This is a genomic window from Halomonas eurihalina (assembly GCF_008274785.1).
In the GTDB taxonomy this organism is placed as follows: Bacteria; Pseudomonadota; Gammaproteobacteria; order Pseudomonadales; family Halomonadaceae; genus Halomonas; species Halomonas eurihalina.
The window spans coordinates 53,223-79,740 of record NZ_VTPU01000010.1; the positions used below are offsets into that span (position 1 = coordinate 53,223).

Consider the following 26,518-nt stretch of genomic DNA (forward strand, 5'->3'; position numbering starts at 1 on the left):
GTCAATCCGGCAGCGCCGTCTCGAGACGATGGCGCTGCCATTCGCTCTGCGGTTCGTTGAGGCGCAGCACGGCATCCACGACCTGTTCTTCCATGTTGTAGCGTTGACGAAAGCCGAGCTGCTTCATCAGTGCACGCATCGGATGGTTATCGGCCATGATCTGGCCGACCATCTCCAGGGTGCCAACCCCCTTGCTGTAGCGGATCATCCTTTCCATCAGCAGCTTGCCGATGCCCAGCCCCTGCAGGTCGTCGCGGATGATGATCGAGAATTCGGTGCGAATATTGTCCGGATCGTTCCAGACCCGCACCACGCCCAGCATCTCCTTGGTCCCATCGTCGAGCAGGTGCTCAGCGATGAACGCCATCTGGCGGTCATAGTTGATATGCGAGAGCATCGACAGGTCTCGCTGTGACAAGTCCGCCTTGTGGTGGAAATAGCGGAACCGGATGCTCTGCTCGGAAAGCTGGGTGTGAAAGCGCGTGATCAGCGGCGCGTCCTCGGCACGAATCGGTCGCACCTCGACGTCCCAGCCATTGCCGAGCGTCACCCATTCGCGCAGTTCCTCGGGATAGGGCATGATCGCAAAGCGTGCCGGCTCGCCGAGATCCATGGCGAAATCCACGGCCACCAGGCCATCACGATTGAGCAGCACCGGGTTGAGTTCGAGCCCATTAAGCGCCGGCAGATCGCTGGCCATCTGCGAGAGCTTGACCAGCAGCTCGCAGATGCGCTCGATGTCCCGTTCGGGATCGCTCGAATGCTCGCGAATCAAGCGCGCCGCATGGGTTCGTCCGACCACATCCGCCGCCAGGGACATGTTCAATGGCGGCAAGGCCACTTGCCGATCGGCCAGGATATTGACCTTGTAGCCACCGATACCGAACACGATCAGCGGCCCGAACACCGGGTCCCGGGTGATACCCGCGCACAGCTGCATGGAATGCTTGCCGCGCTGCATCGCCTGGAGGCAATACTCGCGAATGACGAGATCGGGAAACTTCTCGCGCACCTTGTCACCCAGCCGGATCACCCCTTCGGCCACCTGTTCGGGTGTGGCCAGATCCTGCAACAGCCCTGCCGAAAGCTTGTGCGGATGGCGTCGATACCGAAAGGGACGACAATTGCCATCGTGCACCACCTTGAGCGCCATGGGCCCGTCGAAGCCTTGCGCGGCCTCGTCGGCCTGTTCGGGCGACTGCAGATAACGACTCGGGGCGGGAGGAATGCCGTAGGTCTCGAGTACCCGCGACACCTCGGAGTGGTCGAGACTCTGACGCCCCTCGGCCCGGGCGCTGTCGATCAGTTCGCGGCAATGGGCACGGATCGCCGGCGTGGTATCGAAAGGCAAGCTCGGCGGCGTTTCCTGGAGCAGCAACTGCACTCGCTGGTAATCGACCATGTGCATGAAGGCCTTGATAGCCTTCTCCGGCGAGATGTAGGTGGGAATTCCCGCCTGATTGCACTCATGCCGGGCCGATAGAGCTTCCTCCAACCCCATCCAACTGGTCAGCAGGTTACGCTTGAACCGCTTGCGGGCCTCGATAACGGCTCGTGCCGTGTCTAGCGACGGTGCCAGTCGGGTCGGCGCATGCACCACCAGCACGGCATCGACGCCAGGGTCGGCGGCGACCAGTTCCAGGGTCTCGACGAAATCCTCTGGCGTGGCAAGCCCCCCGAGATCCACCGGATTCTCGCCTGGCTTGCTGCGGTCCCGGTGTTCCTGCCGAAGCCTGCGCTGCGTTGCCTCCTCGAAGGTCGCCAGGCGACCGCCGGCACTGATCAGCTTATCGATGGCCAACATCGCCGGCCCCAGGCCATTGGCAACCACCGCCAGACGATCGCCGCGCAGCGGCTTCATGCGCGACAACGTCTCCAGGGCATCGAACAGCTCATCTGAGTCATCGACGCGCACCACCCCGGCACGCGCGAAGGCGGCATCGAAGACCTGGTCGCGGTTGGCAACGCCCGGTGTCGGCGGCAAATTCGAGATGTCCGATTCCGCGGTGCGGCCGCTCTTGATGGCCAGCACTAATCGATGACGCGAGGCATCGCGCATCGCGGTCATCAAGTGCTGGGCGTCGAGGATGCGCTCCAGGTGCAGCAGGATGGCCTGAGCCGGCGCGTACTGATTGATGTAGTCGATCAGGTCCGGCAGCATCACGTCGACGCTGTCGCCCAGCGTCAGCAGATGTGAAAAGCCGATGCCACGCCCCGCTGCCCAATCGATCATGGCATTGCCCAGCATTCCCGACTGCCCCAGGTAGGCGACGCGACCACGCTTGACCGGTTGACTGGCGTAGGAGGCGTTGAGCTTGCGACCCGGCACGATCAACCCCATGCACTCGGGACCGAGCACGCGTATGCCGGAGGCCCGCGCCGCACCCAGCATGCGCGAGCGCACCGATCCTGTCTCACCACAGGGATCATCGAGATGCGCGCCACCCGACAGCACCAGTGCCGCCCGTATCCCGAAACGTCCCAGCCGCTCGATCATGGCCGGCACCGTTTCCACCGGCGAGCAAATCACCGCCAGGTCCGGCACCTCCGGCAGGCGTGAGACACGACTCACGCAGGGTTCACCGAACACCTGCTCGTAGCCCTTGGGATTGAGCGCCCAGATCGCGCCGGAAAAGCCTCCCTCACGCAGATTGCGCAGCACCAGCCCCCCCATGGAGTGAGGTTTCTCCGACGCGCCGACCACCACAATGCTGCCCGGCTCGAAGAAGTGGGAAAGAAAGCGGGTGCTCATCGGATGCTCCATCGGCTGGATGTTACAAGGTTTTTCCCTATGTACGACTTATTGCCAGTGTCATGCAAGGACTCCCGCCCCCTATGGTAGGCGCAACTCAGCGGAGGGCACGCATGATCACGGCCTATATCACCCACCCCGACCATCCCCGACACTACATGGGGCCCGAACATCCCGAGTCGCCCCAGCGGCTGGATGCCATCCGCGCCCGCCTGCTGCGCTCGGGCATTCTCCAGCAGACCATGCAGTCCGAGGCGATCGAGGCCAGCGCGGCACAATTGCAGCGTGTCCATCCCGAGACGCACCTGCGCACTCTCGAGCGTTGCTTGCCGGAGCAAGGCATCGTACCGATCGACGGCGATACCCTGATAACCCCCGATAGCCTGCGCATCGCCAGGCTCGCCGCCGGTGCGGCGATCAAGGGCATCGATCGTGTCTATCGGCATCAGGCGGACAACGTCTTCTGCGCCATGCGCCCACCCGGCCACCATGCCGAGGCCAACGACGCCATGGGCTTTTGCCTCTACAACAATGTCGCGGTGGCCGCCGCCCATGCCCGGAGCGAATATGGCGCGCGTCGGGTGGCGATTCTCGATTTCGATGTCCACCAGTGCAACGGCACCATCGATATTTTCCAGAACGACCCGGGCGTGCTGATCTGTACCAGCTTCCAGTATCCCTTCTATCCTTGGCGCTATCTCGACTGCCGAGCTTCCAACATCGTCAATACACCACTGCCGGCCGGCACCGACGGCCCCGCCTTCCGTCGCGCCATCGAAGCAAGCTGGCTGCCCGCCCTGCACCATTTCAAGCCCGACCTGGTGCTGGTCTCGGCAGGCTTCGATGCCCACCGCGAGGATCCCCTGGCCGAACTCTGCCTGGGCGACGAAGATTTCTACTGGGTGAGCCGCCTGGCCGTGGAGATCGCCGAGCGCTATGCCCAGCGCCGACTGGTCACGGTTCTCGAGGGCGGCTACGCGGGCGACGCCCTGGGGCGCAGCACCGAGGCCTATCTCAAGGCCTTGCTCGGCCTGCCCTTCGATTGAACCACGCCGTTTCCCAGCATCGGGAAACACGACCGGCAACACCTGGCGGTACCGACATGTCGCCATCGGCCAGGTACGGGTCGCCGGGACTACCCGACGGCCCGGCTGGTTATGGTAATCTGGCGGAAACTCCGTTTCCGATAGTGAATTCCGATGACCGCCAGCAACGATCAGGACGCCGCCCTGCGCATTGCCTCCGGGCGCAAGCCATTCGTCGAGCCCTTGCGGCTCGGCGAACGGCTCAAGGAGATCCGCCTGGCCAATGAATGGACCCTGGGCGATGTCAGCGAGCGCACGGGGCTGGCACGCTCCACCCTTTCCAAGATCGAGAACGACCAGATTTCACCGACCTTCACCGCGGTGCAGAAGTTGATCAGCGGCCTGGATATCGACCTGCCGCAGCTACTCAGCCAACCGCGGACCAAGACGCGCACCATGGGCCGCCGAGACCTGACGCGCCGCGGCGAGGGTCAACAGCATCCCACCCCGACCTACGAGCATGAGCTGCTCAGTTGCGAACTGGCCCAGAAGCGCATGATCCCTTTCAAGACCATCGTGCGAGCGCGTCGCTTCGAGGAATTCAGCGAATGGGTCCGCCACGACGGCGAGGAGTTCCTGATGATCCTCGAGGGCGATATCCTGCTGTTCTCCGAGTTCTACGAGCCGCTTCAACTGGCCAAGGGCGACAGCATCTACTTCGACAGCGACATGGGTCATGCTCTGGTCTCGGTCAGCGAAGAGGACGCCGTGGTGCTGTCAGTGTGCACGCCGCGGGATGGGAATTGACGAACAGCGTACCTCCTTCGGCAAGATATCGAACCTCTACTCAATGGAGCGACACCATGCAGGACTTCGACGACGCCACCCGTACCGAACTCGAGGCCGCCGCCTTTCGCCGCTTGCTGAGCCATCTCGACGAGAACAAGGACGTTCAGAACATCGACCTGATGATCCTTGCCGACTTCTGCCGCAACTGCCTCTCCAAGTGGCTGGTGGCCGAGGCCGAAGCGCGCGGCGAATCGCTGGATTACGAAGCCGCCCGCGAGTATGTCTACGGCATGCCCTATAGCGAGTGGAAGTCACGCTATCAGGCCAAAGCCACGCCGGAACAACTGGCCGCCCTCGAGGCTCGCCAGGCCGCGAAGCGCGAACGGGGCGACGAAGAATGAACGAGGCGATGATCCCCCTGAACGTGGCGGTACTCACCGTCTCCGACACGCGCACCGAAAAGACTGACCGCAGCGGCCGGACCCTGGTGGAACGTCTCGAGGCCGCCGGCCACCGGCTGCACGAAAAGCGCATCGTCGTCGACGACGTCTACCGCATTCGCGCCCAGGTGGCAGCCTGGATCGCCGAGCCCGAGGTGCAGGTCATCCTGACCACCGGCGGTACCGGCTTCACCGGGCGCGACTCCACCCCGGAAGCCGTCGACGTGCTGCTCGACAAGCGGATCGAAGGCTTCGGCGAGCTCTTCCGCCACCTCTCCTGGCAGGAAATCGGCAGCTCCACCGTGCAGAGCCGCTGCCTCGGTGGCCTGGCCAACGCAACCGTCATCTTCTGCCTGCCCGGCTCCACCGGCGCTTGCCGCACTGCCTGGGACGGCATCCTCGCCGAACAGCTCGACAGCCGCCATCAACCCTGCAACTTCGCTAACCTGGTGATTCCGGAACGAGGCCAGCATGTCTGAAGCCGCATCCCTCCAGTCGGTGGAAGCCGGCCTAGAGGCCCTGCTCGAGGGCGTCCCGGTACTGCCGACGGAAACCCTGCCCTGCGAACGAGCGGCACGCCGCGTGCTTCCGGCCGATGTCACCGCCCGCCTCGACGTGCCGCCTTTCGACAACAGCGCCATGGACGGTTATGCCCTGCGCCATACCGATGCCGGACGCGTCCTGCCGGTTTCCCAGCGCATCACCGCCGGCGCGAGCGCCGAGCCCCTGGCACCGGGCAGTTGTGCCCGCATTTTCACCGGCGGTGCGATGCCTCGAGGCGCCGATTGTGTCGTTCGGCAGGAAAACGCCGAAGTCACCGCCGATGGCATCCGGGTGCCCGACGACATCCCCGTCCATGACAATGTGCGTCATCGCGGCAGCGACGTGCGCTCGGGCACGCCATTGCTGAGCGCCGGCATGCGCCTCGATGCCGCCGCCCTCGGCCACCTCGCCGGGCAGGGCATCACCGAGGTCGAGGTGCGCCGCCGTCCACGCGTCGCCCTGCTCTCCACCGGTGACGAGATCGTCGAACCCGGCCAACCACTGAAAGCCGGCCAGATCTACAACAGCAACCGGCCCATGCTGATCGAGTTGCTCGAGACCTTCGGGGCCGAGGTCACGCATCTGGCAACGGTGCCGGACGAGGCCGAAGGCACCCGCAAGGTACTCAGCGAAGCGGCACGGGACGCCGATGTCGTCATTACCACCGGCGGAGTCAGCGTCGGCGAGGAAGATCACGTCAAGGCGGCGCTCGAGTCGCTGGGTCGTCTCGATCTGTGGAAGCTGGCCATGCGTCCGGGCAAACCGCTCGCCCTGGGCCGCCTGCCCGACGACAATGGCGGCGAGACGCGCTTCGTCGGACTGCCGGGTAACCCGGTTTCAAGCTTCGTGGCGGCCTGGTTGTTCCTGCGCCCACTCATCGGCGCCTTGCTCGACTGCCCCGAGCTTGGGCAGTTGCCGCGGCTCACCGCCCGGGCCGACTTCACGGCACGCACGGGGCCACGCCGCCACTACATGCGCGTGACACTGGCATTTTCTGCAGAGGGGATCGTAGCCCAAGCCTTTCCCGACCAGAATTCCGGCGTGCTGTCGTCCTGTGTCGGTGCCGACGCCCTGGCGATCATCGAGCCCGACTCGAGTATCAGCGCCGGCGATTCCGTCGACTGCCTGTGGCTGCGCGGGGCTTGAAGCCTCAGGGAGATACGCCCAGTTCGGCCTCAAGATCGTCCCAGAGCGATTCGAAATCTCGAGCCAGCTGGATATAGTCGCGCTCCATCCAGGGCACCAGTCGCGCCAGTTGATTGGGGCCGTCGATGCGGCGGCCCAGGCCTGCCACCGCCCGGCAGGTGAAGGAGAAATCGGCGTATCCCCTCAGCCAATCCTGGCTTATCAAGGCCGGCATCATCGCCTCCAGACGACGCGGCGCGACACGGCCGTCCAGCACTCGATAACAACGCCCCACCAGGGCATCGCGTTCGCCGACCTCCAGGTGGCGGGCCAGGAAATGATCCCACAATAGATCGAGGGCGATGCCCGCATAACGGCGCTGCGGCGTTGGCGCCCTCGCCCGTGCATCGCGCACGATCGGATGCGCATCCACATAGGCATCCACGCGGCGGTGGTGACGGATACCACGGGCGATCTCCGGCCCCCAAGCCTCGAAATCCACGCCCTTGACGCCATCGGCAATGAGGTTGCCGTACAGGAAGTCGTCCGTCCCGCCTCTTGCCAGCCAGCCATGCGCCAGAAAATTCATGTCACAGACAATGGCTGGGTTTGGGCAACCCCGCCAGACGAGCCGCCACCTTGGCGGGACTGCCAGGGAACAGTCGCATCAGATGGATAGAGCGCCCCTTCTCCGGGCCCAGGGCACGCCCCACGGCCTTGACCAGGGGGCGCATGGCAGGCGCCATCTCATAACGCGCATAGAAGTCGCGTAGCACTTCGATCACCTCCCAGTGCGCCTCATCCAGCGTGATGCCCTCTTCATCGGCCAGCGCCCTGGCGACATCGGGGGTCCACTGTTCGATCTCGACGAGATAACCTTCGGGATCGAGGGCCACATTCGTTGTGTCGGAAACAATAAGATAACGGTATATTTCTGTGGTTGCCATCAATACCAGCTCAAGGTTCGTTCAGCCTGCTCGGTCAAGGTCACGAAGCCGTCGACATCCACCACCTTCACCCGCTCATCGTGGCGCCCCATGAGACCACGGGCCTCGAGATCGTCGCGCAGGGCGTAGAGTCGCCCCTCGATATCCGCGAATCCATCGACCTGGGACGGCAGTGCGCCCTGCACGCCGTCTTCGATGAGCAGCAACCGATCTTCGGCCGTCATGGCCGAGAGCGCCTGTTCGACCGCTCGCCCGGCATCCGGCGCTCGGTTCACGATATGCAGTTTCATAGATTCCTCGTCGACGAGACCCGGGACACTAGAATGTCAGTACCAGGGCATTGCGATCCACCAGTTCCGCGATGGCCGCAGCATCCAGGCAACGCGTCTCCAGCAGCAGATCCTGCTGTTCGAGGCCATAACGTTCCATGGCCCGCCCTTCAACATACAGCGCCTCGATATCGTACATCTCGAGCATCTCGAGCGTCGGCCCCGTGCCCTTCTGGCCCAGTGCTCCCGGTCCCTGTCCCTCCAGCAAGGCCAGGACACCCTCGCCCATGAACAGCAGCGCCACCTCTCGGCCGAAAGCGGCGCCCACCAGGGCGGCATCGAGACCTTCCCGCAGCCAGCTCGTACCATGAGGGCCATGGCGAAGGATCACCAGCAGATCGCCATCGGGCGTTTGCTCATCACGCATCATCATTCCTCTGGACGGTGCTCCTAGGATGCAAAGGTCACCAGACGGTCACAGTTCAGCCCCAAATCGACGAGTTGGCCGAGCCCAGTCAATTCGAAGGGAGCTTCCACACTGTATCCCGATTTGCCATGCCGGCTCGCTTCCCGCTCATCCATCAGCCCACGTCGCAATGCCGCCGCAATACAGACCTGCAGGGCAACGCCGTGTTCGGCGTTCAAGGTTATCCAACCATCCACCAGATGGGGTTCGTCCTGAGGGGGAGCGGCAAGCCTGGCAGCGTTGTAGACGCCGTCATGGTAGAAGAAAACAGTTTCCAACTGATGCCCCCGCGCCAGCACCGCACGGGCGAAACGCAGTGCCGAATGGCTGGCCTGATCGCTGTAGGGAGCGCCCATCAACAGGATCGCATAGCGCATGATACATCTCTCTGAACGCGCTGGCCCCGCCGTAGCGGGGCCAGCATGGCAGTGGACGTCCGAGTCGGATCAGTCCTGACTCATGATACCTAGGATGGAGAGCAGGCTGACGAACAGGTTGTAGATGGAAACATACAGGGTAATGGTGGCGAGAATGTAGTTGGTCTCGCCGGCGCGATGCACGATCTCGCTGGTTTGATAGAGAATCGCCGCGGCGGAGAAGAGCACGAAGCCGGCGGAAACCATCAGCGAGAGGCCGGGAATCTGCAGGAAGATGCTGGCCAGCATGGCAAGCACCAGCACGATGGCCCCGGCCAGCAGGAAGTTGCTCAGGAAACTGAAGTCCTTGCGGGTCACCAGTGCCACGGCTGAGAGGCCGAGGAAGGTAAGGCCGGTCATGCCCAGCGCGGTCATGATCAACTGAGCCCCATTGGGCAGGGTCAGGTAGGCGCTGAGGAGCGGCCCGAGGGTAAAGCCCATGAAGCCGGTGAAGGCAAAGGTCGCGAGCAGGCCGAAGGCAGAGTTCGCGGTCTTGTGGACCAGGAACATCAACCCATAGGCACCAATGAAGAACACCAGAATGTTCATCTGCTGGACGCCCATCGCCACAGCAGCGCCAGCCGTCACGGCCGAGAACAGCAGCGTCATCGCCAACAGTCCATAGGTGTTGCGTAGCGTCTTGTTGGCACTGACGCTTCGTGACTGCTGGTGTGTCACGTGAGTGTCTTGGTAAGCCATTGATCCAGAGCTCCCTGTTTATAATGATCCAGGCAATCGACACAGAATGCCCCGTGAAGGTTCCCGACGCAAGCGCCCATCGAGCAGCTCCGCCGCTCCCCTCCAGGAGCGGCGCCTCGTCGTCCTGATAGACAATACAAGAGACGCTTCCTTGCAGTATACGGCACACGCGCTCATTGCATAGGTAACATCTTGATCGGCCAGGGCTCTTGACTCATCGAAAAATCTTGGTAGGATACACCGCCGTGAGCCGGAGGGATGGCAGAGCGGTTGAATGCACCGGTCTTGAAAACCGGCGAAGGCGCGAGTCTTCCCAGGGTTCGAATCCCTGTCCCTCCGCCACCTTCTTCAAGGGAATCAGCTACTTAGCTGGTTCCCTTTTTCATTTCAGCGCTCTCCAGAACCCCGCTTTCTATTCTTCAGAACCCCGCTTTCTATAACGTCTATAACAGACCCCGCCAACTGGCCACTTGCAGGGGCCGGGCTACCATAGCTATCTTCAGACCGCCCGGCCTGGTGAACCACTCACCGGGAATTGACCCCCTATGAGTCCTACCAGGCCGGACCCACGAATACACATATCCAGAACAACTCGGTGTTCAGAATTCCGCCCTGGCTGAATACGCCAAATAGGGAGAAACGAGTCGCCATGGAGGTGACGGCCCTTTGGATCAGAAGGAAATAACCTCGCCGTCAGCGGGGATCACGACATGATCCTCGATGCCCTCTTCCTGCACATAGTCGGCCAGTTCGTTACGGCTTAGCGTCATGTGATTCACGGCATCCATATGCACCGTGATGATGGTGGCATCTGGGGCCGCCTGGTGGGTACGCAACGTACCTTCCTTACCCATGATGATGGGGTCATCTTCGAAGCCGGTTACCTCGGCAGCGCCGGTATTCAACACGATCACCTCGGGGTTGTAACGCTCCAGTGCCCGCTCGACCTCGTCACGCCAGACCGTATCGCCAACTACGTAGGTGGTCTTCTGTCCCGGCGCCTCGAAGACCACCCCCATGACATCACCGAGCGCCTGGGCCAGTTCGGGGATAGCATAGTGGGCATCGGAGCCGTGCTGACCGCCCGTCTTGTGGAGCTGTACCCCGCCGAACTCGGCATCACCGTCAAGGATGCGCACATTACTAAAGCCCTGGGAGCGAATCAGCTCGGCATCGGCGACATTCTGGGCAAACAAGGGGATGTCCTTCGGCAGCAGCTCCTGAGCGGCAGCGTCCCAGTGGTCGAGATGGGTGTGGGTGACAATCACGGCATCCGCATCATCAATCACCTCCTCTGCTGGCATTGGCAGTTCAACCAGAGGGTTGCGCAACTCGCTGCGGTAGGTGTCCTCGAAACCTGGATAAGCACCCTGCTCGGCCAACATTGGGTCGATCAGGAAGGTGGTATCCCCATAGGAGATCTTCACCGTGGCATTGCGGATCTGCTGTAGCTGCTGCGCTGTTTCCTGAGAGGTCGAGTCCGCGGATGCACTGCCAGCGATGAGAGCCGTGCTCAGGGCCAGGGAACAGGTGAAGGTTTTGTTCAGCATATGGATGCTCCTTTATTACCTTGCTGGGATGATGGCAAGCAGTCTAGAGGGAGCCGGCAGAGTAAAAAATTGGCCTGAATGACAATATTCGAAAACTTCGGGCCACGATGCCATAATCAAGATGAACGCATCCTAGGAGTCGCGCCTTGTCCCCGCCCAGTGTCGGATTGATCCTTCATCCGGGCATCAGCCCCTTTCATTTCTCGGTGCCCTATACGGTATTCGGTATAGCCTTGTCCGATCGCCCTCTCTTCGATCTATCCATCGTGGCACCAGGAGGAAAGCCACTGGAAACCGAGCGGGCGATGACGGTACGACCCGATGGCGGCCTGGAGTTACTGGATAGAGTGGATATCGCGGTGGTGCCTGGCTGGCATGACCTGAATGAAGCGCCGCCGCCAGCGTTGGCCGAGGCACTCATCCATTGTCATGAACGGGGCGCCCATGTGGTGGGACTCTGTTACGGTACCTATGCCCTGGCTTACGCCGGACTGCTGGACGGCAGACGGGCGTCGACCCACTGGTTGGCCGAGCAGGACTTCAGCGACCGCTTCCCCAGCGTCAAGTTGGACACCAATGCGCTCTACGTGGAGGAGGATCGTCTGGTGACATCGGCCGGTACCGCCGCTGGCCTGGATTGCTGCTTATTTCTGGTGCGCGAATATCACGGCGCACAGGTTGCCAACAAGGTAGCCCGTGTCATGGTGGTCCCACCGCATCGTGAGGGGGGACAGGCACAGTTCATTGAGCAGCCGGTTGCCACCTCCACCCAGAACGCTCAGATCAACCGTCTGCTCGACTACCTACGCGAACACCTGGCGGAATCGCACACCATTGACGAACTCGCTGCCCGTACCGCCATGAGCCGACGAACCTTCACACGCCATTTCCACAAGGCCACCGGCATGACGGTGGTGGAGTGGCTAGTGAGCGAGCGGTTACGGCGTGGACGCGAGCTATTGGAAACCACGTCTTTGTCGGTAGAAGCGATTGCGGAAAACATTGGTTTCCACACGGCGACATCGTTTCGGCAACATTTCAGGCAACGCCATCAGGTCAGCCCCCGCGACTGGCGCAAGACCTTCGGCGAGACCACCTGATTATTTCGAGCCTAAAGAAGCTGAAGACGTTCCCCTCCTGCTATGCCCTGAATCGCCCCGGCTTTCTCGGAGCCTCGTTGGTTTGAGACAAGCCGCCTTCTTGGCCTAACCCTGTGGCTCATAATACAGCGCTTCTCGCTTGGCCGGTGGTATGTCGCCGAACAGCAAGCCCCCAACACCGGCACGCCGCCTCGAGTATGAGGCGGCGTTTCACTGGCCGCCGGATAATCATGATGCAGCGACAGACACATGTACCGGCATCAACGGATTACCTCCAATCGCCGCTTTTAGCGACTCACCGCTCATGAGCGGCCTTGCTTGCTGCCTCCCTTCAAGGACGCCGGCGCAGCCGGATATGCGATAGCCTGGTCGCGGCCTTGCGCAGGACGTTCCATACTCCGCGAAACAGCTTGGCAAACAGCGCGGCGCGTGACTGAGCGTTGCGTTGTTCGATCGCCCGCATCCTTGGATCCGGATTATGAAATGCCATAAGCGATCCCCCTTCTCGTCCACGCAGACTACCATTCTCAGTCGTACACATGCGTTAGTGAAGTGCTATATCTCGATACCACCAGTGACCAGCCCGTACACGCCGCCAATGGCCAACAGTGCAACCACAACGAAGACAATCAGTTCATGGGGTTTGAAGACGCGTAGCTCCCGCTCCTTTCTTGCCCATAGCACCGATCTGGATTAAATGGACGCACCAGTGTGGTTCAAGAATTGTCTCCAATCAGATAGCACCTCTAAAAAATAGTGAGTGAATTTCAAGAATAGCGAGTGGATTTATCGTGAAACTGAAGATAAACCTGTGCTCATGATAACTATGATCACAGTTACCACCTTTTCACCACCCCCCTGTCCCGCAACATGACACCCCATCGTGAACCGGCAAGGAGCACGCAGCATGATCGAATGGGTCAGTCAACACAGCAGTTTCCTGCAAGTTGTCACGAGTGTCGCGACGCTGTTGGTCTGGATTTTCTATGCGCAGATGCTGATGGCGGGATACATACGACAACGCCGGCCCAAGGTGGTCATCAACCAGGTCATGGGGCTATCGATGAAGGGGCGCTGCCTGATCAGCAACATGAGCGCCGAGCACATCCATATCGAGTCGGCCCATGCCCGCTTGCATAGCCACGAGGGAGTCAGGTGCTGCACGGTGTCGGAAATGGAGCGAGAGGAAGACGAAACAACGCCCGCATCGTTACAGGGCGGCACCCTGCAAGGTCCGTTGTCATCGGGAGGCTATATCGATGCCGGCGAGATCCAGCACCTGGTGAACCGCGCGCGTCAGGCCCCCATCGAGGACAGCTCGACACTGTGCCGAGACGGGGATGCTCCTGACGTACTCGAGCTTCTGGTCCTGTATATCTACAGCTCGGCACCCGGCATCATGGGCGCCAGCCGCCAGTTCGTGTTCGATGACGACGGCCAGGCGACACCAGCCCATCTGGAGACACGGCAGCATCGCAACTGGCTTGATCGCAGGAGAATGTCGACACTCTATCGTGCTTATCTGGACCGCTAATACCGATACGACGCCATCATGGCCCTATCACTGCATTTGTGCTGCAAGGTTCTGGCATAATAATGGTGGTATCAGGCGACAACCCCTGATACCGGGCCATATTCACGCACTTACACAGTTTCATTACCGAGGGATAGAAATGGACATCATCCGCATCATTCTCGCCATCATCCTGCCGCCAGTGGGCGTCTTTCTTCAGGTCGGCTTTGGCCTACACTTCTGGGTGAACATCCTGTTGACGATTCTCGGCTATATCCCGGGTATCGTGCATGCGATCTGGATCATCGCCAGGCGCTAAAAATTGCGCGGCCCCTTTTCTCGGGGCCGCAGCTACTTCATCAATGAGACTCTTCCGGCGAACTCTCGCGCTTAGGTTGCCGACGCAGGTTTTTGGTCCAGCGTTGTTTAGCATACTTACGTAGATTAGCCACATTATCGGTTTCATCGACGATGTCCTGGCCAAGAATCGTCTCGATGACATCTTCCAGGGTAATCAGTCCCAACCATGTGCCCAGGTCATCATAGACGACACAGAGGTGCTGCTTGTCGGCCACCATCATCGTGAACACCCTCTCGACACTCTCCTCGGCAGATACCGATTTGGCCGGGTGCATCAGCGACTTCAGGGTAGTCTCGGCGTCGGCATGATAAGTATCCGCCTTATGCACATAGCCCATGGCCTGCTCACCACCATCCATGACGGGGAAGCGCGTAAAGGCAGCGTCACCCAGGGCCTCGTTGAACTCGGCCACGGTCATCTGCGGCTTGACGGCCATGCAGACAGTACGCGGCGTCATCACACTCCGCACATCGATCTCATGGAGATTGAGAATATTGGTAATTACCCGGGCCTCATCGGCGTCCAGCGCCTCCTCCTCGAGTCCAATCTGCGCCAACGCCTTGATTTCACCACGCATATCGGTGTCATCGACGTCCCGGGAGATGCGACGGGTAATGCGCTCGGAGAGCCAGACGAAGGGCTTGAGCAACCAGACCATCCCCTCCAGCATTGGTGCGGTGAACCCCGTCAGCGGACGCCAGTAGGTAGCCCCTATGGTCTTCGGGATGATCTCGGACAGCACAAGAATGAGCAGCGTCATCACCGCCGAAGCCACTCCCAGCCAAGCCTCGCCGAACACCACCGTGACCTGGGCTCCCACCCCAGTGGCACCAACGGTATGCGCCACGGTATTGAGCGTCAGAATCGCCGATAACGGCTGATCGATGTTCTGTTTCAAGCGTGATAGCCGGCGATGCAGCGCTGGGCGAGAGTCCCGTAGCTGCGCTACATAGCTCGGTGTCATGGATAAAAGCGCTGCCTCGAGCAGCGAGCAGAGAAAGGAAACGCCAACGGCAGCAAGGGCAAAGAGAATCAGCAGTATCATGTGGCCTCGAAAGGAATCCAGCGGAATGCCACCAGACGGTGGCAATCAATCATCTCCCATCCCTTATCACCACACAATAGACCGGGCGCCCTGGAAATGTGACATTCGTTGACGCAGACAAGCCATCCCGACATGGACAGTGCCACGCCGGTCGGCCAGACTAATCTGGCCAATCCCTTATATGGCAAGCCTACGTCAACAGATCAGGAGGATCGTATGGGCATCATTTCTTGGATTATCTTTGGCCTCATCGCCGGTATCGCAGCCAAGTTTCTTATGCCTGGCAAGGATGGCGGGGGCATCATCATGACCTGCATTCTGGGCATCGTCGGCGCCGTGGTGGGTGGTTGGATCAGCACCCTGCTGGGCATGGGCCAGGTGAGCGGTTTCAATATCGGCAGCTTCGTGATTGCCATCATCGGCGCACTGGTGGTGCTCTTTATCTACAACAAGGTCGTCAAATAAGACCAGCCGAGGCCGGTCAATGCCGGCCTCTTCTTTTTCTTTCAGTAGCGTTTTTCAGTAGAGCCTCAGCCCCACCTGGGTCACCCGGTTTCCCTCCATTTCACTTACGACCCAGTGAATACCGTGCCAGTCGACATCGTCGCCCACCACCGGATGCCCCCCCACGCGCAGCGAGACGAACTCGGCCAGCGTCATGTCCTGCTCTCCAGGGCTCAGCGTCAAGCCGTAGGCGTCGGCGATATCACCCATGCGTACCTCGCCGGAGAAGGTAAAGGTGCCGAAGAAGGCCTTCTCGCGTCGGAGCCTGGCATCGCCATTGAACAGCTTGTTGAGCGCCGGCAAGTCATCGGTACGCCCGATCACACAGAGTACGTCGCCCCGACACAAGCGGGTAGATCCCTTGGGGTGCAGCATCACGCTGTCGCGGAACAGCGAGGCGATCAAGGCACCGGAAGGAAAGCGCAGCAGCCGAATCGGTACATCCTCGAGATCGCTGTTCTCCACCTCATAGACGAACATCTCGAAGTCGTTTTCGGCCTGGATGCCCAGAGGTCCACGCCGATTGGGTGTCACCATGGGCGGCAACAACACTCGCATCCGCCGTGCCATCCACGGCAGGGTTCCCCCCTGGATGAGCAGTGACAACAGCACGACCGCGAAAGCGACATTGAAATACAAGGACGCATTCTCGACGCCACCGATCACCGGAAAAATCGCCAGCACGATCGGTACCGCCCCACGCAGCCCCACCCAGGCAATGAAGGCAATTTCTCGCCAACGGAAACGAAAGAACGGCGTGATGGCCAACAGCACGGCCAGCGGCCGCGCCACGAAGATCAGCGCCAAGGCCACCAGGGTAGCGGGCAAGGCATATTCGAGCATCTCGCTGGGTGTTACCAACAGGCCCAACACCAGGAACAAGCCGATCTGGCTCAACCAGGCCAGTCCATCGTGCACCGGCAAGATGAAATTGAGGTGGCGCCCCGGCCGGTTGCCGATCATCAGGCCGGTGAGATAGATCGCCAGGAAACCGCTCCCGCCCAGGGCACTGGTGACACCGAAGGCACAGAAGCCAAGCGCCAGGGCCAACAGCGAATAGAGACCGGGTTCCAGATCCAGCCAGCTCAACAGACGTCCAGCGACCCAACCGGCCCCGATGCCGATGACGATGCCCAGGCCGAACTGCTGAACGAAGAACAGCCCGGTCTCCCAGACGCCTCCGATATCGCCGGTCAATGTTTCCACCAGCATCAAGGTCAGGAAGATGGCCATCGGATCGTTGGTGCCCGACTCGATTTCCAGCGTCGCGCCAACCCGCTCATTGAGGTTGATGCCGCGCCCGCCCAGCATCGAGAACACCGCCGCGGCATCGGTTGAACCGACGATGGCGCCGACCAACAGCCCCTGCATCGGCGTCAGGCCGAAGACCAGCATGGCGATGCCCCCCACCAGGCCGCTGGTCAGCAAGACCCCCAGGGTTGCCAGGCTCAAGGCCGGCTTGAAACCGACCCGGAATGTCTTCAGTCGAGTGCGAAGGCCGCCGTCCAGCAGGATCATCGCCAAGGCAAGGTGGCCGATCACAAAGGCCAGTCCATAGTCATCGAACTGGATCCCCATTACACCTTCTTCGCCAGCCAACATGCCAAGGCCGAGAAAGATCAGCAGCAATGGCACCCCCACCAATGTCGATAGTCGGCTGGCGAGAATACTCAAGGCGATGAGAAAACCGCTGAGTAGAAAAAGGGTATTGATCGAATCCATGCGCCTTACCCTAGAAAAAGAAAATTGATTATCTCATGACCATTAGCATGTCGCGATGCCGACCCAACCGATGCTGGCCAGGCACCGACCGGCGCCGATAGACTAGCGTCGATCGCTCGCACCGGGGAACTGAGCACGCAGTGCTGCCATTCCCCGGCCGCCTTGTCGAGCTACCGATCAGCGCGACAAGGCCGAGCCGGATATCATCGCTGGAGTCACTGCCATGTCGTCACTTCGCCGGTCGCTACTGGCGCTAGGTTCTCTGCTGCTTGTCGGCTGCCTGCTCGTCCCTCCGCTGGCCATGGGGATGGAGGAAAGCGATGTTACCAAGCCGCGTTATCCACCGTTGAACACTGAGGTCATGGTACCTGAGGTCATGGTACCCGATATCACGCCAGCGGCGTCGATCGACCCGCTGGCGCGCTACCGCGGCCTGCCCAGTGGTCCTGCGGTGGATACGCCGTCACGCCCCATCGCGCCCGCCATTGCCATGGGGCCGGCGGAGCCCATCGCACCGCCGCCGGTCGATCAGCTGGAGGTCTCGCTGGACTGGTACCCCAGTCCACAGCACGCGGCGCTTTACGTGGCCAAGGCCCTCGACATGTTCAAACATCGCAGGCTCGACATTCGCCTCTCGACCCCCGCCGATCCCGAAGTGCCGACCAAGCTGCTGGCCGACTCTCGGGTCGACCTGGCCCTGACCCGCCAACCCCTGCTCCATCTGCAAGTCGATCGTGGGATACCGCTGGTGCGAGTCGCCACGCTGGTGGGAGTCCCGCTGACCGCTCTGGTCGTGAGGCGCGATACCGGCATCGAGTCACCCGCGCAACTGGAGGGGGCCCGCATCGGCCACGCCGACCAGGACGCAGAACAGATCCTGCTGCCCGCCATGCTCGCCGATCACGACGTTTCCATGGACAGTCTCGACACCCCGAACGTTCACTACCGGATGGAACAAGCCATGCACGAGGGACGCGTGGACGCCATCATTGGCGGCATGCGCCACCTGCTGCCCCGCGCCCTGGCCAACGATGGCCTGGCCACACGCAGCTTCGCGGTGGAGGATTACGGCATGCCGCGGCACGACGGTCTGATCCTGGTGGCCAACCGCAACGAGCTGAAACGGCAGCGCTCAGCCATTCAGCGCTTCGTATCGGCGCTCGAGGAAGCCACGGCCTGGATTCTCGAGCATCCCGACGAAAGCTGGCGGCTGCTCGCCGCTACCGAACCGACTCTGGATACTCCCGTCAACCGCGACGCCTGGCCGGAAATACGGGCTCGCCTGACCCAGACCCCTAGCGCCTTGAGCCATGGGCGCTATCAGAATGTCGAGCACTTCCTCTTCGAGGCCGGCCTGGTGGAAAACCGCCATCCTGTCTCACGGCTCGCCGTGGACATCAACACGCCTTGAGTCACTTCACCCCATCAAGGAAGTGATTGACCGCCGCCTGGAATGCCTCGGGTTGCTCGGCATGCAACCAATGTCCGGCCTCCAGGGTCACCAGCTCGGCATCAGGCAGGACACGACGTAGCCCGGGCAGCATCTCGTCGGTGACATACCGGGAACGCGAGCCACGCACCACCAGTGTCGGCCCCTCGAAGGCGCCCTCGCCAGCCGGCTCGGCCATGATGGCGTCATAATCGTCCTCGATCTGGTCGAGACCGATCCGCAACCGAAGCCCGCCCTGCTCGGCACGCTCCAGATTGGTGGCCAGAAACAGCCGGGTGGAGCGTTCATCGACATGCTCGGCGAGCAAGGCATCGGCCTCGCCACGGGTCGTCGGCGCCCCGCTCTCGAGATGTCGCAGCCCGGCGAAGATAGTGTCGTGATCATGGCCATAGGCCTGTGGCGCGATATCGGCAACGATCAGAGAAGCCACGCGCGACGGCGCGAGTCGTGCCACGCTGATCACTACCTTGCCGCCCATCGAATGGCCCAGCAGATGGGCCTTTTCCACATCGAGCCGGTCCAGCAGTGCCATCAGATCCTGGGCCATCGCCTCGTAACCCATGCCCTCGACATGGGGAGAGCGACCATGATTGCGCAGATCGACGGCAATCACTCGCCGAGATTCACGCCACTTCTTGATATGCGAACGCCAATTGTCGGCACTGCCCAGCAGGCCATGGACCACCACCAGCGGCACCCCCTCGCCACCGGTATCGATATGGTTGAGCGCGACGGGCATCGTGGTCTCTCCTTGTGCGGTCGAAAGCGAAAAAGGGGCGAATTCAAGAACGGGCGCGGGCCTGCTCGGGCGTCAGATCCTCACCACCAGTCATGGCCACCAGGCGACGCGTCAACCAGCCGAGCAGCACACCGTACAGCGGCAGGAAGAGCGCCAGGCTGATGCCAAGTTTAATGGCATAATCCACCCAGGCGATCTCGGGCCAGTTGGCCGCCATGAACGGATCCGGGCTGCGATGGAAGGCAATCGAGAAGAACGCGAAGGTATCCGCCAGGTTGCCGAACAACGTGGACATCGCCGGTGCCACCCACCAAGTGCTCAAGCGGCGCAGACGGTCGAATACCGTGACATCCAGCAACTGCCCGACGACATAGGCCATGAAGCTGGCAAGCGCAATGCGCGCCACGAACAGATCCCAATGCGCCAGTGCCTCGAAGCCGGCGAAACCGCCGCGGGGAAACACCACCGATATCCCATAGGACACCAGCAGGGCCGGAAACATCACCCGAAAGATGATGGCACGGGCCGGCTCCTTGCCGAACAGGCGCACCGTCAGGTCAGTGGCAAGGAAGATGAAGGGAAAGCTGAAGGCGCCCCAGGTGGTATGCAGGCCGAACAGGCTGAACGGCAACTGGACGAGATAGTTACTGGCCGCAATGACCAGAATATGGAAGACGACCAGCAGAGCCAGGCAACGACGGGTCTGGGCGGCGGATAAGACGAACATCAAGGCAGCCTTTTTGGCGGGAGGGGTGAGGGAACCCTCATGGTGATGGGTAAGCCGAGAGCGACGGCGTGAACGCGCGCATTATACGCACCCACCGGCAGCCAGCCAAATGCCCAGAAGCCTGCCATGCCCGGGTTACTCCATGCGGGCCCGTGCCGAGTCGCCAACATCGTGTTGTCGCATCGCATCCAGCACCGAATCGAGGCCCGCCGGATCGTCGATAGTCGAGGGCACCCCGTAGGCCTGGCCATCAGCGATGTTGCGCAACAGCTTGCGCAGGATCTTGCCGGATCGCGTCTTCGGTAGCCGGTCGACCACCAGCACCTGCCGAAAACAGGCAACCGGTCCGATCCACTCGCGCACCCGCTCGATCAGCTCGGCCTCGAGCGACGTCTCATCCGCGGTAACCCCATCCTTGAGAATGACCAGCCCTACCGGCACCTGCCCCTTGAGCGCGTCCTGAATGCCGATGACCGCACATTCGGCCACGGCGGAGTGCCCACCGACCACCTCTTCCATCTCGCCCGTGGACAGACGGTGTCCCGCCACATTGATCACATCATCGGTCCGGCCCATGATGAACACATAGCCGTCTTCATCGACATAGCCCCCGTCGCCAGTCAGATAGTAACCCGGAAAAGCCGCCATGTAGGCCGAGCGGAAGCGCCCGGCATCCCGCCAGATACCGCTCAGGCAGCCAGGCGGCATGGGCTCCTTGATCACCACGGCCCCCTGCTCCTGCGCCATGGTGCGGCGTCCTTCGTGGTCCAGTACCTGAACATCAAAGCCCGGCACGGGCACCGTCGCCGATCCCGCCTTGACCGGCATCGGCTCCAGCCCCAGGAGGTTCGCGGCCACGGGCCAACCCGTCTCGGTCTGCCACCAGTGATCGATCACCGGCACATCGAGCCTTTCCTGGAGCCAATAGAAGGTCGGTGGATCCAGACGCTCCCCGGCCAGGAACAGCGACTCGAGACACGACAGGTCATGGTGGGCAAGCCACTTGCCCTCCGGGTCCTCCTTCTTGATGGCCCGAAAGGCGGTCGGCGCGGTGAAGAAACTCTTTACCCGATATTCGGCGATCAACCGCCAGAAGGCGCCCGCATCCGGTGTTCGCACCGGCTTGCCCTCGTACACCACCGTAGTACAGCCACGCAGCAAGGGCGCATAGACAATATAGGAGTGACCGACCACCCAGCCGACATCCGAGGCCGAGAAGAACACCTCGCCCGGCGCCATGTTGTAGACCCGCTCCATCGAATAGTGCAGCGCCACGCCGTATCCCCCGGTATCGCGGACAACGCCCTTGGGCCTGCCGGTGGTTCCCGAGGTATACAGGATATAAAGCGGATCAGTCGCCTTGACCGGCACGCATGCCGCCGGCTCGGCTACCGCCTCGAGCATTTCCCAGTCGTGGTCTCCGTCACCAAGCTCGGCGACATGCAACTCACGCTGCAGCAACACGCAAGCGGTCGGCTTGTGCGCGCTACGCGCCAGCGCCTCATCGACGATAGGCTTGTAGGGCACGACTCGATCAACCTCGATCCCACAGGACGCCGTCACGACGACCTGCGGTTCGGCATCCTCGATGCGGACCGCCAGCTCATGGGGAGCGAACCCGCCGAACACCACCGAATGCACGGCGCCAAGGCGAGCGCAGGCCAGCATGGCGACCAGCGCCTCGGGCACCATCGGCATGTAGATCACCACCCGATCCCCATATTCCACGCCCTGCCCGCGCAGCGCGCCGGCGAAACGCGCCACCCGGTCCTGCAACTGGCGATAGGTCAAGGTCCGCTTGTGGCCGGTAACCGGCGAATCCCAATAGATTGCCGCCTGCTCTCCCCGCCCCTGCTCGACATGATGGTCAAGCGCGGCATGGCACAGGTTGAGTTCACCATCCTCATACCAGCGGGCATGTCCCTGATCGTCATATCGCAGGATGGCCTGAGGCGGCGAGAACCAGGGCAAGCGAGCAGCCTGCTCGGCCCAGAAGGCTTCAGGATCATCAATGGAGCGGCGAAACTCGTCTTGATAACGCTGCATGCGGCACCACCTCTCGTTTCGTTCGCGCGTTCGCGGCTATCGTTGTTCATAGTTCGTTATGTCACCGATTGTTGACACCCTAGAACAACATTGCCCCGAAAGTCCTCAGACCATCGGCTAGGATTCGACAAAAGAACGAAACTTTCCGACAGGATTGTCGACAAAAAACACAGGGGGACAGCATCCAGCCGCCGAGCCAGACATTAAGTCAGCGTTGAATCGCGGGCGCTCAAGTTGGTGGGCTATAGTGAAGAGAAACTAGTTGAGAAATGCCTGAATCAGAAAACCGAGATAACAATGGCATCCGGTGGAGGGTTGCCTGACGACCCATGAAGACCCGGTGACCGGCGAGGGAGACTGCGGCATTGGGCTCGCTAGCTCGAGAGGACACATCATGACCAACGCTCAGCGCCAGGCGAAGCGCCTGCTGGATGGAGGCGATGCGGTAGTCGACCAGGCAAGCGCACTACTCAAGGCGATGGCCAACGACAACCGCCTGCGAATCCTCTGCCTGCTGGTCGGCGCGGAACTGTCCGTGACCGAGCTCAACCAGCGACTCGCCCTCAGTCAGTCTGCTCTTTCGCAACATCTCGCGATACTTCGCCGGGAGGAACTGGTCGCCACCCGACGCGCCTCCCAGACGATCTATTATTCGCTGCATGGAGAGCGTGCCAGCACCATTATCGAAGCGCTCGGCAAACTGGACGTATAACGCACGAACTCCCTCAGCGTTTCTGCCAGAGGCTGGCATCGAGCGCTTCCACGCCGCGCTCGACACTGCGCTCGATGCCATGCGAGACCGACAGACCAAGACGCTCGGCAAGCCCGCGCCGCGCCTGGATACTCAGGGCGATGACCCTGGCATCATTCATGCGCTCGGCGAGGTAGGCCTCGCTGGTTCCGATTTCATCGATCAGCCCTCGGGGCAACGCCTCGGTACCATGCCAGGCCTCGCCGGTGGCCACCGCCTCGATATCCAGCTCCGGCCGACGCTCGGCAACATAACGCTTGAACAGTTCATGCACCGTATCCAGCTCGGCCAGGAATTTCTTCCGGCCTTCCTCGGTATTTTCGCCAAATACCGTCAGGGTCCGCTTGTAGTGCCCCGCGGTGAGAACATCCACGTCGATGTCATGGCGCTTGAGCAGGCGATGGACGTTCGGCAACTGCGCGACCACCCCGATCGAGCCCAGTACGGCGAAGGGCGCGGCACGCAACCGATCGGCGCAGCACGCCATCAAGTACCCCCCGCTGGCCGCCACCTTGTCGACGCATACCGTGGTCGATAACCCCGCCTGACGCAGTCGGTCCATCTCGGCGGCGGCATGGCCATAGGCATGCACCAGCCCGCCCGGTGATTCCAGGCGTACAACCACTTCATCACCTTCGCTTGCAGCATCCAGCACGGCGGAGATTTCTTCTGCCAGCCTGCCAGTGGCACTGGCCTTGATATCACCATGAAAATCCAGGACCCAGACCGTTGGCCGAGACGCATCGCCGCCATCGCCTTTCTTGCCACGCGCCTTGTCGTCGCGGCGAAATGACTTTGCCAATCGCTTGCGTACCGTCGGCTCGCTAGCCGCCATGCGCAGACGCCGAGAACGCCGCCGGCGCCGGGCATTGAGTTCCTCCAGCTTGATCTGACTGCGATCCTCGCTGCCGCCGGAGCGGGCCCTCATCACCACCGCCAGCACCAGAGCAACGATCACGACCAGTATCAGCAACTGAGCCAGGAACATGCCGAGTTCACCCAACCATTCATTCACGATGTGACTCCTTTGTATATTTCGCCTACATGCTGACGTCAGTTGTCATAATGGCTCAAGCCGGCTTGATTAAAACAAGCGTTTTAAATACGCTGACACCACCTTCCAACACCATGACCCAAAGGGACCCCACGATGTCCACCTTCGACAAACTTCAAGCGCGTTTCGATCCCCAAGCCGCCCAGGGCATGAACGACATCTTCCAGTTTCACTTCAGCGACGCCGAGGATCACTACCTCAAGGTCCATGACGGCGAGCTCGAGATCTGTGTCGGCGAGCATGAGGACCCTTCGGTCAGCCTGAGTCTGAGCACCGAGACATTGAAAGGCGTCATGTCCGGGGAGATCAACGGCATGACCGCCTTCATGACCGGCAAGCTGAAGGCCTCCGGCAATGTCATGCTGGCCACCAAGCTGACCAGCCTGTTTCCCACCGATTGAACCCTCGCCCACCAGGGGGCGTCGGTGTCTCAATCCCGGACGCCCACCTCGGCGAGATGCGTATCGATCAGAGCGCGGGAGATGGAATACGACGGTGGCAGCTTGGGCAGTTGCCCGGGCGTGAACCAGGCGGCGTCGCTGATTTCCACGCCATCGATGCGAATCCGCCGGCTGGCCGCTTCGGCGAAATACCCCAGCATCAGTGAGTGTGGAAACGGCCAGGCCTGGCTCTGGAAATAGCGTAGCCGTCCCAGCGCCACCCCGACCTCTTCCTCGACCTCGCGACGCACCGCCTCCTCGGCGGATTCGCCGGGCTCGATGAATCCCGCCAGGGTCGAATACCGGCCGGTGGGAAAGCGCGGGCTCCGCGCCAGCAGCATCGACTCCCCGTGGGTCACCAGGGTAATAATGCACGGCGAGATGCGCGGGTAATTACGCTGACCGCACTGTGCGCACTGCATGGCGAATTCGCTGTCGAGGCGCGACGACGGCGCCCCGCAGCGGCCGCAGAACCGATGATTGCGCAACCAGGCGCCCACTTGCAGCGCCGTGGAGACCAGAGAAAACCAGTCGCCGGGCAGTCGGTCCAGCCAATCGCGGCCTTCCAACCAATCATCACCGGCATGTTGTTCCAGGGACAGGCCCACCGGCTCCCCCCTCCACCAGCAAAGCGGCTGCACATCCGGGTGCCAATGACTCGAAGGCTGCAACGGCCCGCCATCCTGGCCAGGCGCGATACGCCCCTCGGCGAGCCGGATCAGACGCCCCACCGAAGCATCATGGGGCAGCTCGCGCCTGAGCATCAGCGACTCTCTCCCGGCGCTCCGGGCCACCCTTCCAGGCCGTCCCAGCGGCACTCTCCCGAGGCCTCACGGATGCCGCCCAGCTTGTCGCGATGCGCCTGCCATTCCGCCTCGTCCGGCTGGCGTACGCACAGCTGGCCCGGCGACAGCGACAGGCGCCGAATCCTCAGGCCGCCACCGTTGTCGCTCTTCACCGCATCATCGCCGGCGGAAGCATCCAGCGACAGTGCGGTCTGCCCCCCGGTCATCGCCAGATAGACATCGGCAAGGATCTCGGCGTCTAGCAGGGCGCCGTGGAGCACGCGGTGAGCGTTCTGGATCTCGTAACGCTTGCAAAGCGCATCCAGGTTGTTGCGCTGGCCGGGGTGCTTGTCCCGGGCCAACTGGAGCGTATCCAGAATGCGGCAATGCTCGGCTACCGGGCCCAGCACCGGCTCCCCGCGCGCCTTATTGAGCCTGGCGAGTTCGTGATCGATGAAGCCCACATCGAAGGGCGCGTTGTGAATGACCAACTCGGCGCCTTTGATGAAGGCCCAGAAGGCATCGGCCACCTCGGCGAACACCGGCTCGTCGGCCACCTTCTCGTTGGTGATGCCGTGAACTCCCACGGCCTCGGCCTCGATGTCGCGCTCGGGATTGATGTACTGATGATAGGTGTTACCGGTCAATCGACGATTGACCATCTCCACCGCACCAATCTCGATCAGGCGATGGCCTTCGCGAGGATCGATGCCGGTGGTTTCGGTATCCAGGATGATCTGACGCATGTCGTGTCTCGTGCTCGCTGCTCGGCGTTGTGGAAAGGGCGCCTCAGGCGCCGGCCTGCATCTCGTCGATCGCCTCATTGGCCAGGGCATCGGCCCGTTCATTGCCGGGGTGGCCACTATGCCCCTTGACCCAATGCCACTCGATGCGGTGACGCTGTGTCTGTTCGTGCAGGTCGCGCCACAACTCGGCATTCTTGACCGGCTTGCGCGCGGCGGTCTTCCAGTCGCGCTTGATCCAGCCGTGTATCCATTCCGTGATACCCCGGCGCAGGTATTCGGAATCGGTCCATAGCGCAATCCGGCACGGTCGCTTGAGGGCTCGCAGCGCCATGATGGCAGCCATCAATTCCATGCGATTGTTGGTGGTCTTGGCTTCCGCACCCTTCAGAGCCTTTTCGTGCTCACCGCTGAGCAGCAAGGCTCCCCAGCCACCCGGTCCCGGATTGCCTCGACAGGCCCCGTCGGTATAGATCGTCACATCGTTCAATGCCACCTGGGGCGGTTCGTCATTCAC

General features: G+C 61.7%; 28 protein-coding genes, 1 tRNA gene and 1 pseudogene. 13 read left to right on the forward strand and 17 right to left on the reverse strand.

The features are described 5' to 3' along the window. Position 1 precedes the first annotated feature (1 nt). Entirely contained in the window at positions 2 to 2,752 is a 2,751-nt protein-coding gene (locus tag FZZ93_RS11230; protein WP_149322420.1) for a bifunctional acetate--CoA ligase family protein/GNAT family N-acetyltransferase, read from the reverse strand. Positions 2,753 to 2,865: 113 nt separating this feature from the next. Here FZZ93_RS11230 and FZZ93_RS11235 point away from each other — a divergent pair, with 113 nt between their 5' ends. The 5 genes from FZZ93_RS11235 to FZZ93_RS11255 all read left to right on the forward strand — a co-directional run bounded on the left by FZZ93_RS11235 (position 2,866) and on the right by FZZ93_RS11255 (position 6,695). Beyond that, positions 2,866 to 3,798 carry a histone deacetylase family protein gene (locus tag FZZ93_RS11235; RefSeq protein ID WP_149322421.1) on the forward strand — a complete coding sequence of 311 codons (933 nt, stop codon included), beginning with the start codon at positions 2,866 to 2,868 and terminating at the stop codon, positions 3,796 to 3,798. Between the two features lie 153 nt (positions 3,799 to 3,951). Continuing rightward, positions 3,952 to 4,584 carry a helix-turn-helix domain-containing protein gene (locus tag FZZ93_RS11240; protein WP_149322422.1) on the forward strand — a complete coding sequence of 211 codons (633 nt, stop codon included), beginning with the start codon at positions 3,952 to 3,954 and terminating at the stop codon, positions 4,582 to 4,584. 56 nt (positions 4,585 to 4,640) lie between these two features. Beyond that, positions 4,641 to 4,967, forward strand: a complete 327-nt coding sequence (locus FZZ93_RS11245; RefSeq protein ID WP_149322423.1) for a DUF1244 domain-containing protein — start codon at positions 4,641 to 4,643, stop codon at positions 4,965 to 4,967. After that, entirely contained in the window at positions 4,964 to 5,485 is a 522-nt protein-coding gene (moaB, locus tag FZZ93_RS11250) for a molybdenum cofactor biosynthesis protein B (protein ID WP_149322424.1), read from the forward strand. Before FZZ93_RS11245 ends, moaB begins: the two co-directional genes overlap by 4 nt. Next, positions 5,478 to 6,695 carry a molybdopterin molybdotransferase MoeA gene (locus FZZ93_RS11255; protein WP_149322425.1) on the forward strand — a complete coding sequence of 406 codons (1,218 nt, stop codon included), beginning with the start codon at positions 5,478 to 5,480 and terminating at the stop codon, positions 6,693 to 6,695. Before moaB ends, FZZ93_RS11255 begins: the two co-directional genes overlap by 8 nt. A 4-nt stretch (positions 6,696 to 6,699) precedes the next feature. On the opposite strand, the gene FZZ93_RS11260 is transcribed toward FZZ93_RS11255, so the two are convergent. The 6 genes from FZZ93_RS11260 to FZZ93_RS11285 all read right to left on the reverse strand — a co-directional run bounded on the left by FZZ93_RS11260 (position 6,700) and on the right by FZZ93_RS11285 (position 9,471). Next, the gene (locus tag FZZ93_RS11260) at positions 6,700 to 7,263 is read right to left on the reverse strand and encodes an acyl carrier protein phosphodiesterase (RefSeq protein WP_149322426.1); all 564 of its coding nucleotides are present in this window, start codon (positions 7,261 to 7,263) and stop codon (positions 6,700 to 6,702) included. Position 7,264: 1 nt separating this feature from the next. Next, positions 7,265 to 7,621 (reverse strand): TusE/DsrC/DsvC family sulfur relay protein, encoded by a 357-nt coding sequence (locus tag FZZ93_RS11265; RefSeq protein ID WP_149322427.1) that lies wholly within the window; start codon positions 7,619 to 7,621, stop codon positions 7,265 to 7,267. Then, on the reverse strand, positions 7,621 to 7,911 hold the full coding sequence (gene tusB, locus FZZ93_RS11270) for a sulfurtransferase complex subunit TusB (protein WP_149322428.1): 291 nt from the start codon (positions 7,909 to 7,911) through the stop codon (positions 7,621 to 7,623). Before tusB ends, FZZ93_RS11265 begins: the two co-directional genes overlap by 1 nt. A gap of 28 nt (positions 7,912 to 7,939) precedes the next feature. Further along, on the reverse strand, positions 7,940 to 8,317 hold the full coding sequence (tusC, locus tag FZZ93_RS11275) for a sulfurtransferase complex subunit TusC (RefSeq protein ID WP_149322429.1): 378 nt from the start codon (positions 8,315 to 8,317) through the stop codon (positions 7,940 to 7,942). A 23-nt stretch (positions 8,318 to 8,340) separates the two neighbouring features. Then, positions 8,341 to 8,733 (reverse strand): sulfurtransferase complex subunit TusD, encoded by a 393-nt coding sequence (gene tusD, locus FZZ93_RS11280; protein WP_149322430.1) that lies wholly within the window; start codon positions 8,731 to 8,733, stop codon positions 8,341 to 8,343. Between the two features lie 69 nt (positions 8,734 to 8,802). Continuing rightward, on the reverse strand, positions 8,803 to 9,471 hold the full coding sequence (locus FZZ93_RS11285) for a Bax inhibitor-1/YccA family protein (RefSeq protein ID WP_149322431.1): 669 nt from the start codon (positions 9,469 to 9,471) through the stop codon (positions 8,803 to 8,805). Positions 9,472 to 9,723: 252 nt separating this feature from the next. On the opposite strand from FZZ93_RS11285, the gene FZZ93_RS11290 reads away from it, so the two are divergent. Further along, positions 9,724 to 9,813 (forward strand) — tRNA-Ser (locus tag FZZ93_RS11290). 329 nt (positions 9,814 to 10,142) lie between these two features. Here FZZ93_RS11290 and FZZ93_RS11295 read toward each other — a convergent pair. After that, complete coding sequence (locus FZZ93_RS11295; RefSeq protein WP_149322432.1) at positions 10,143 to 11,021, reverse strand: MBL fold metallo-hydrolase; 879 nt, start codon at positions 11,019 to 11,021, stop codon at positions 10,143 to 10,145. Between the two features lie 146 nt (positions 11,022 to 11,167). On the opposite strand from FZZ93_RS11295, the gene FZZ93_RS11300 reads away from it, so the two are divergent. The 3 genes from FZZ93_RS11300 to FZZ93_RS11310 all read left to right on the forward strand — a co-directional run bounded on the left by FZZ93_RS11300 (position 11,168) and on the right by FZZ93_RS11310 (position 13,953). Further along, positions 11,168 to 12,121 carry a GlxA family transcriptional regulator gene (locus FZZ93_RS11300; RefSeq protein WP_149322433.1) on the forward strand — a complete coding sequence of 318 codons (954 nt, stop codon included), beginning with the start codon at positions 11,168 to 11,170 and terminating at the stop codon, positions 12,119 to 12,121. Between the two features lie 907 nt (positions 12,122 to 13,028). Beyond that, positions 13,029 to 13,655, forward strand: coding sequence for a hypothetical protein (locus FZZ93_RS11305; protein ID WP_149322434.1), 627 nt, complete (start codon positions 13,029 to 13,031; stop codon positions 13,653 to 13,655). A 139-nt stretch (positions 13,656 to 13,794) separates the two neighbouring features. Further along, on the forward strand, positions 13,795 to 13,953 hold the full coding sequence (locus FZZ93_RS11310) for a YqaE/Pmp3 family membrane protein (RefSeq protein WP_149322435.1): 159 nt from the start codon (positions 13,795 to 13,797) through the stop codon (positions 13,951 to 13,953). Positions 13,954 to 13,993: 40 nt separating this feature from the next. Here FZZ93_RS11310 and FZZ93_RS11315 read toward each other — a convergent pair whose 3' ends face one another. Continuing rightward, positions 13,994 to 15,040 (reverse strand): CNNM domain-containing protein, encoded by a 1,047-nt coding sequence (locus FZZ93_RS11315; protein ID WP_149322436.1) that lies wholly within the window; start codon positions 15,038 to 15,040, stop codon positions 13,994 to 13,996. Between the two features lie 216 nt (positions 15,041 to 15,256). Between FZZ93_RS11315 and FZZ93_RS11320 the strand changes: the two genes are divergently transcribed. Further along, on the forward strand, positions 15,257 to 15,505 hold the full coding sequence (locus tag FZZ93_RS11320) for a GlsB/YeaQ/YmgE family stress response membrane protein (RefSeq protein ID WP_149322437.1): 249 nt from the start codon (positions 15,257 to 15,259) through the stop codon (positions 15,503 to 15,505). A gap of 54 nt (positions 15,506 to 15,559) precedes the next feature. Here FZZ93_RS11320 and FZZ93_RS11325 read toward each other — a convergent pair whose 3' ends face one another. Further along, entirely contained in the window at positions 15,560 to 17,266 is a 1,707-nt protein-coding gene (locus FZZ93_RS11325) for a potassium/proton antiporter (RefSeq protein WP_149322438.1), read from the reverse strand. A gap of 223 nt (positions 17,267 to 17,489) precedes the next feature. Here FZZ93_RS11325 and FZZ93_RS11330 point away from each other — a divergent pair, with 223 nt between their 5' ends. Beyond that, positions 17,490 to 18,677: an ABC transporter substrate-binding protein gene (locus FZZ93_RS11330; RefSeq protein WP_149322439.1), complete on the forward strand. Its 1,188-nt coding sequence runs from the start codon at positions 17,490 to 17,492 to the stop codon at positions 18,675 to 18,677. Position 18,678: 1 nt separating this feature from the next. On the opposite strand, the gene FZZ93_RS11335 is transcribed toward FZZ93_RS11330, so the two are convergent. The 3 genes and pseudogenes from FZZ93_RS11335 to FZZ93_RS11345 all read right to left on the reverse strand — a co-directional run. Further along, positions 18,679 to 19,455 carry an alpha/beta fold hydrolase gene (locus FZZ93_RS11335; RefSeq protein WP_149322440.1) on the reverse strand — a complete coding sequence of 259 codons (777 nt, stop codon included), beginning with the start codon at positions 19,453 to 19,455 and terminating at the stop codon, positions 18,679 to 18,681. A 43-nt stretch (positions 19,456 to 19,498) separates the two neighbouring features. After that, positions 19,499 to 20,182 carry a 7-cyano-7-deazaguanine/7-aminomethyl-7-deazaguanine transporter gene (locus FZZ93_RS11340; RefSeq protein WP_149322441.1) on the reverse strand — a complete coding sequence of 228 codons (684 nt, stop codon included), beginning with the start codon at positions 20,180 to 20,182 and terminating at the stop codon, positions 19,499 to 19,501. Between the two features lie 135 nt (positions 20,183 to 20,317). Then, positions 20,318 to 22,234 (reverse strand): annotated as a pseudogene (locus FZZ93_RS11345) (propionyl-CoA synthetase); the annotation flags it as partial. 388 nt (positions 22,235 to 22,622) lie between these two features. Between FZZ93_RS11345 and FZZ93_RS11350 the strand changes: the two are divergent. Further along, entirely contained in the window at positions 22,623 to 22,940 is a 318-nt protein-coding gene (locus FZZ93_RS11350) for an ArsR/SmtB family transcription factor (RefSeq protein ID WP_149322443.1), read from the forward strand. A 13-nt stretch (positions 22,941 to 22,953) separates the two neighbouring features. Here FZZ93_RS11350 and sohB read toward each other — a convergent pair whose 3' ends face one another. Beyond that, a complete protein-coding gene (gene sohB / locus FZZ93_RS11355) occupies positions 22,954 to 23,994 on the reverse strand; it encodes a protease SohB (protein WP_149322444.1) in 1,041 nt (346 codons plus the stop codon). A gap of 113 nt (positions 23,995 to 24,107) precedes the next feature. On the opposite strand from sohB, the gene FZZ93_RS11360 reads away from it, so the two are divergent. Further along, the gene (locus FZZ93_RS11360) at positions 24,108 to 24,434 is read left to right on the forward strand and encodes an SCP2 sterol-binding domain-containing protein (RefSeq protein WP_149322445.1); all 327 of its coding nucleotides are present in this window, start codon (positions 24,108 to 24,110) and stop codon (positions 24,432 to 24,434) included. A 29-nt stretch (positions 24,435 to 24,463) separates the two neighbouring features. Here FZZ93_RS11360 and nudC read toward each other — a convergent pair whose 3' ends face one another. The 3 genes from nudC to rnhA are packed head-to-tail and all read right to left on the reverse strand — an operon-like array spanning position 24,464 to position 26,518. Continuing rightward, the gene (nudC, locus tag FZZ93_RS11365; protein ID WP_149322446.1) at positions 24,464 to 25,237 is read right to left on the reverse strand and encodes an NAD(+) diphosphatase; all 774 of its coding nucleotides are present in this window, start codon (positions 25,235 to 25,237) and stop codon (positions 24,464 to 24,466) included. After that, a complete protein-coding gene (gene dnaQ, locus FZZ93_RS11370) occupies positions 25,237 to 26,004 on the reverse strand; it encodes a DNA polymerase III subunit epsilon (protein WP_149322447.1) in 768 nt (255 codons plus the stop codon). The genes nudC and dnaQ overlap by 1 nt, the downstream gene beginning before the upstream one ends. Before the next feature lie 43 nt (positions 26,005 to 26,047). Continuing rightward, on the reverse strand, positions 26,048 to 26,518 hold the full coding sequence (rnhA, locus tag FZZ93_RS11375) for a ribonuclease HI (RefSeq protein WP_246146192.1): 471 nt from the start codon (positions 26,516 to 26,518) through the stop codon (positions 26,048 to 26,050).

Bases quoted from the DNA above. Each gene is read 5' to 3' on its own strand.
- FZZ93_RS11230 (WP_149322420.1), bottom strand. From the start codon at position 2,752: ATGAGCACCCGCTTTCTTTCCCACTTCTTCGAGCCGGGCAGCATTGTG.
- FZZ93_RS11235 (WP_149322421.1), top strand. From the start codon at position 2,866: ATGATCACGGCCTATATCACCCACCCCGACCATCCCCGACACTACATG.
- FZZ93_RS11240 (WP_149322422.1), top strand. From the start codon at position 3,952: ATGACCGCCAGCAACGATCAGGACGCCGCCCTGCGCATTGCCTCCGGG.
- FZZ93_RS11245 (WP_149322423.1), top strand. From the start codon at position 4,641: ATGCAGGACTTCGACGACGCCACCCGTACCGAACTCGAGGCCGCCGCC.
- moaB (WP_149322424.1), top strand. From the start codon at position 4,964: ATGAACGAGGCGATGATCCCCCTGAACGTGGCGGTACTCACCGTCTCC.
- FZZ93_RS11255 (WP_149322425.1), top strand. From the start codon at position 5,478: ATGTCTGAAGCCGCATCCCTCCAGTCGGTGGAAGCCGGCCTAGAGGCC.
- FZZ93_RS11260 (WP_149322426.1), bottom strand. From the start codon at position 7,263: ATGAATTTTCTGGCGCATGGCTGGCTGGCAAGAGGCGGGACGGACGAC.
- FZZ93_RS11265 (WP_149322427.1), bottom strand. From the start codon at position 7,621: ATGGCAACCACAGAAATATACCGTTATCTTATTGTTTCCGACACAACG.
- tusB (WP_149322428.1), bottom strand. From the start codon at position 7,911: ATGAAACTGCATATCGTGAACCGAGCGCCGGATGCCGGGCGAGCGGTC.
- tusC (WP_149322429.1), bottom strand. From the start codon at position 8,317: ATGCGTGATGAGCAAACGCCCGATGGCGATCTGCTGGTGATCCTTCGC.
- tusD (WP_149322430.1), bottom strand. From the start codon at position 8,733: ATGCGCTATGCGATCCTGTTGATGGGCGCTCCCTACAGCGATCAGGCC.
- FZZ93_RS11285 (WP_149322431.1), bottom strand. From the start codon at position 9,471: ATGGCTTACCAAGACACTCACGTGACACACCAGCAGTCACGAAGCGTC.
- FZZ93_RS11295 (WP_149322432.1), bottom strand. From the start codon at position 11,021: ATGCTGAACAAAACCTTCACCTGTTCCCTGGCCCTGAGCACGGCTCTC.
- FZZ93_RS11305 (WP_149322434.1), top strand. From the start codon at position 13,029: ATGATCGAATGGGTCAGTCAACACAGCAGTTTCCTGCAAGTTGTCACG.
- FZZ93_RS11310 (WP_149322435.1), top strand. From the start codon at position 13,795: ATGGACATCATCCGCATCATTCTCGCCATCATCCTGCCGCCAGTGGGC.
- FZZ93_RS11315 (WP_149322436.1), bottom strand. From the start codon at position 15,040: ATGATACTGCTGATTCTCTTTGCCCTTGCTGCCGTTGGCGTTTCCTTT.
- FZZ93_RS11320 (WP_149322437.1), top strand. From the start codon at position 15,257: ATGGGCATCATTTCTTGGATTATCTTTGGCCTCATCGCCGGTATCGCA.
- FZZ93_RS11325 (WP_149322438.1), bottom strand. From the start codon at position 17,266: ATGGATTCGATCAATACCCTTTTTCTACTCAGCGGTTTTCTCATCGCC.
- FZZ93_RS11330 (WP_149322439.1), top strand. From the start codon at position 17,490: ATGTCGTCACTTCGCCGGTCGCTACTGGCGCTAGGTTCTCTGCTGCTT.
- FZZ93_RS11335 (WP_149322440.1), bottom strand. From the start codon at position 19,455: ATGCCCGTCGCGCTCAACCATATCGATACCGGTGGCGAGGGGGTGCCG.
- FZZ93_RS11340 (WP_149322441.1), bottom strand. From the start codon at position 20,182: ATGTTCGTCTTATCCGCCGCCCAGACCCGTCGTTGCCTGGCTCTGCTG.
- FZZ93_RS11350 (WP_149322443.1), top strand. From the start codon at position 22,623: ATGACCAACGCTCAGCGCCAGGCGAAGCGCCTGCTGGATGGAGGCGAT.
- FZZ93_RS11360 (WP_149322445.1), top strand. From the start codon at position 24,108: ATGACCCAAAGGGACCCCACGATGTCCACCTTCGACAAACTTCAAGCG.
- nudC (WP_149322446.1), bottom strand. From the start codon at position 25,237: ATGCTCAGGCGCGAGCTGCCCCATGATGCTTCGGTGGGGCGTCTGATC.
- dnaQ (WP_149322447.1), bottom strand. From the start codon at position 26,004: ATGCGTCAGATCATCCTGGATACCGAAACCACCGGCATCGATCCTCGC.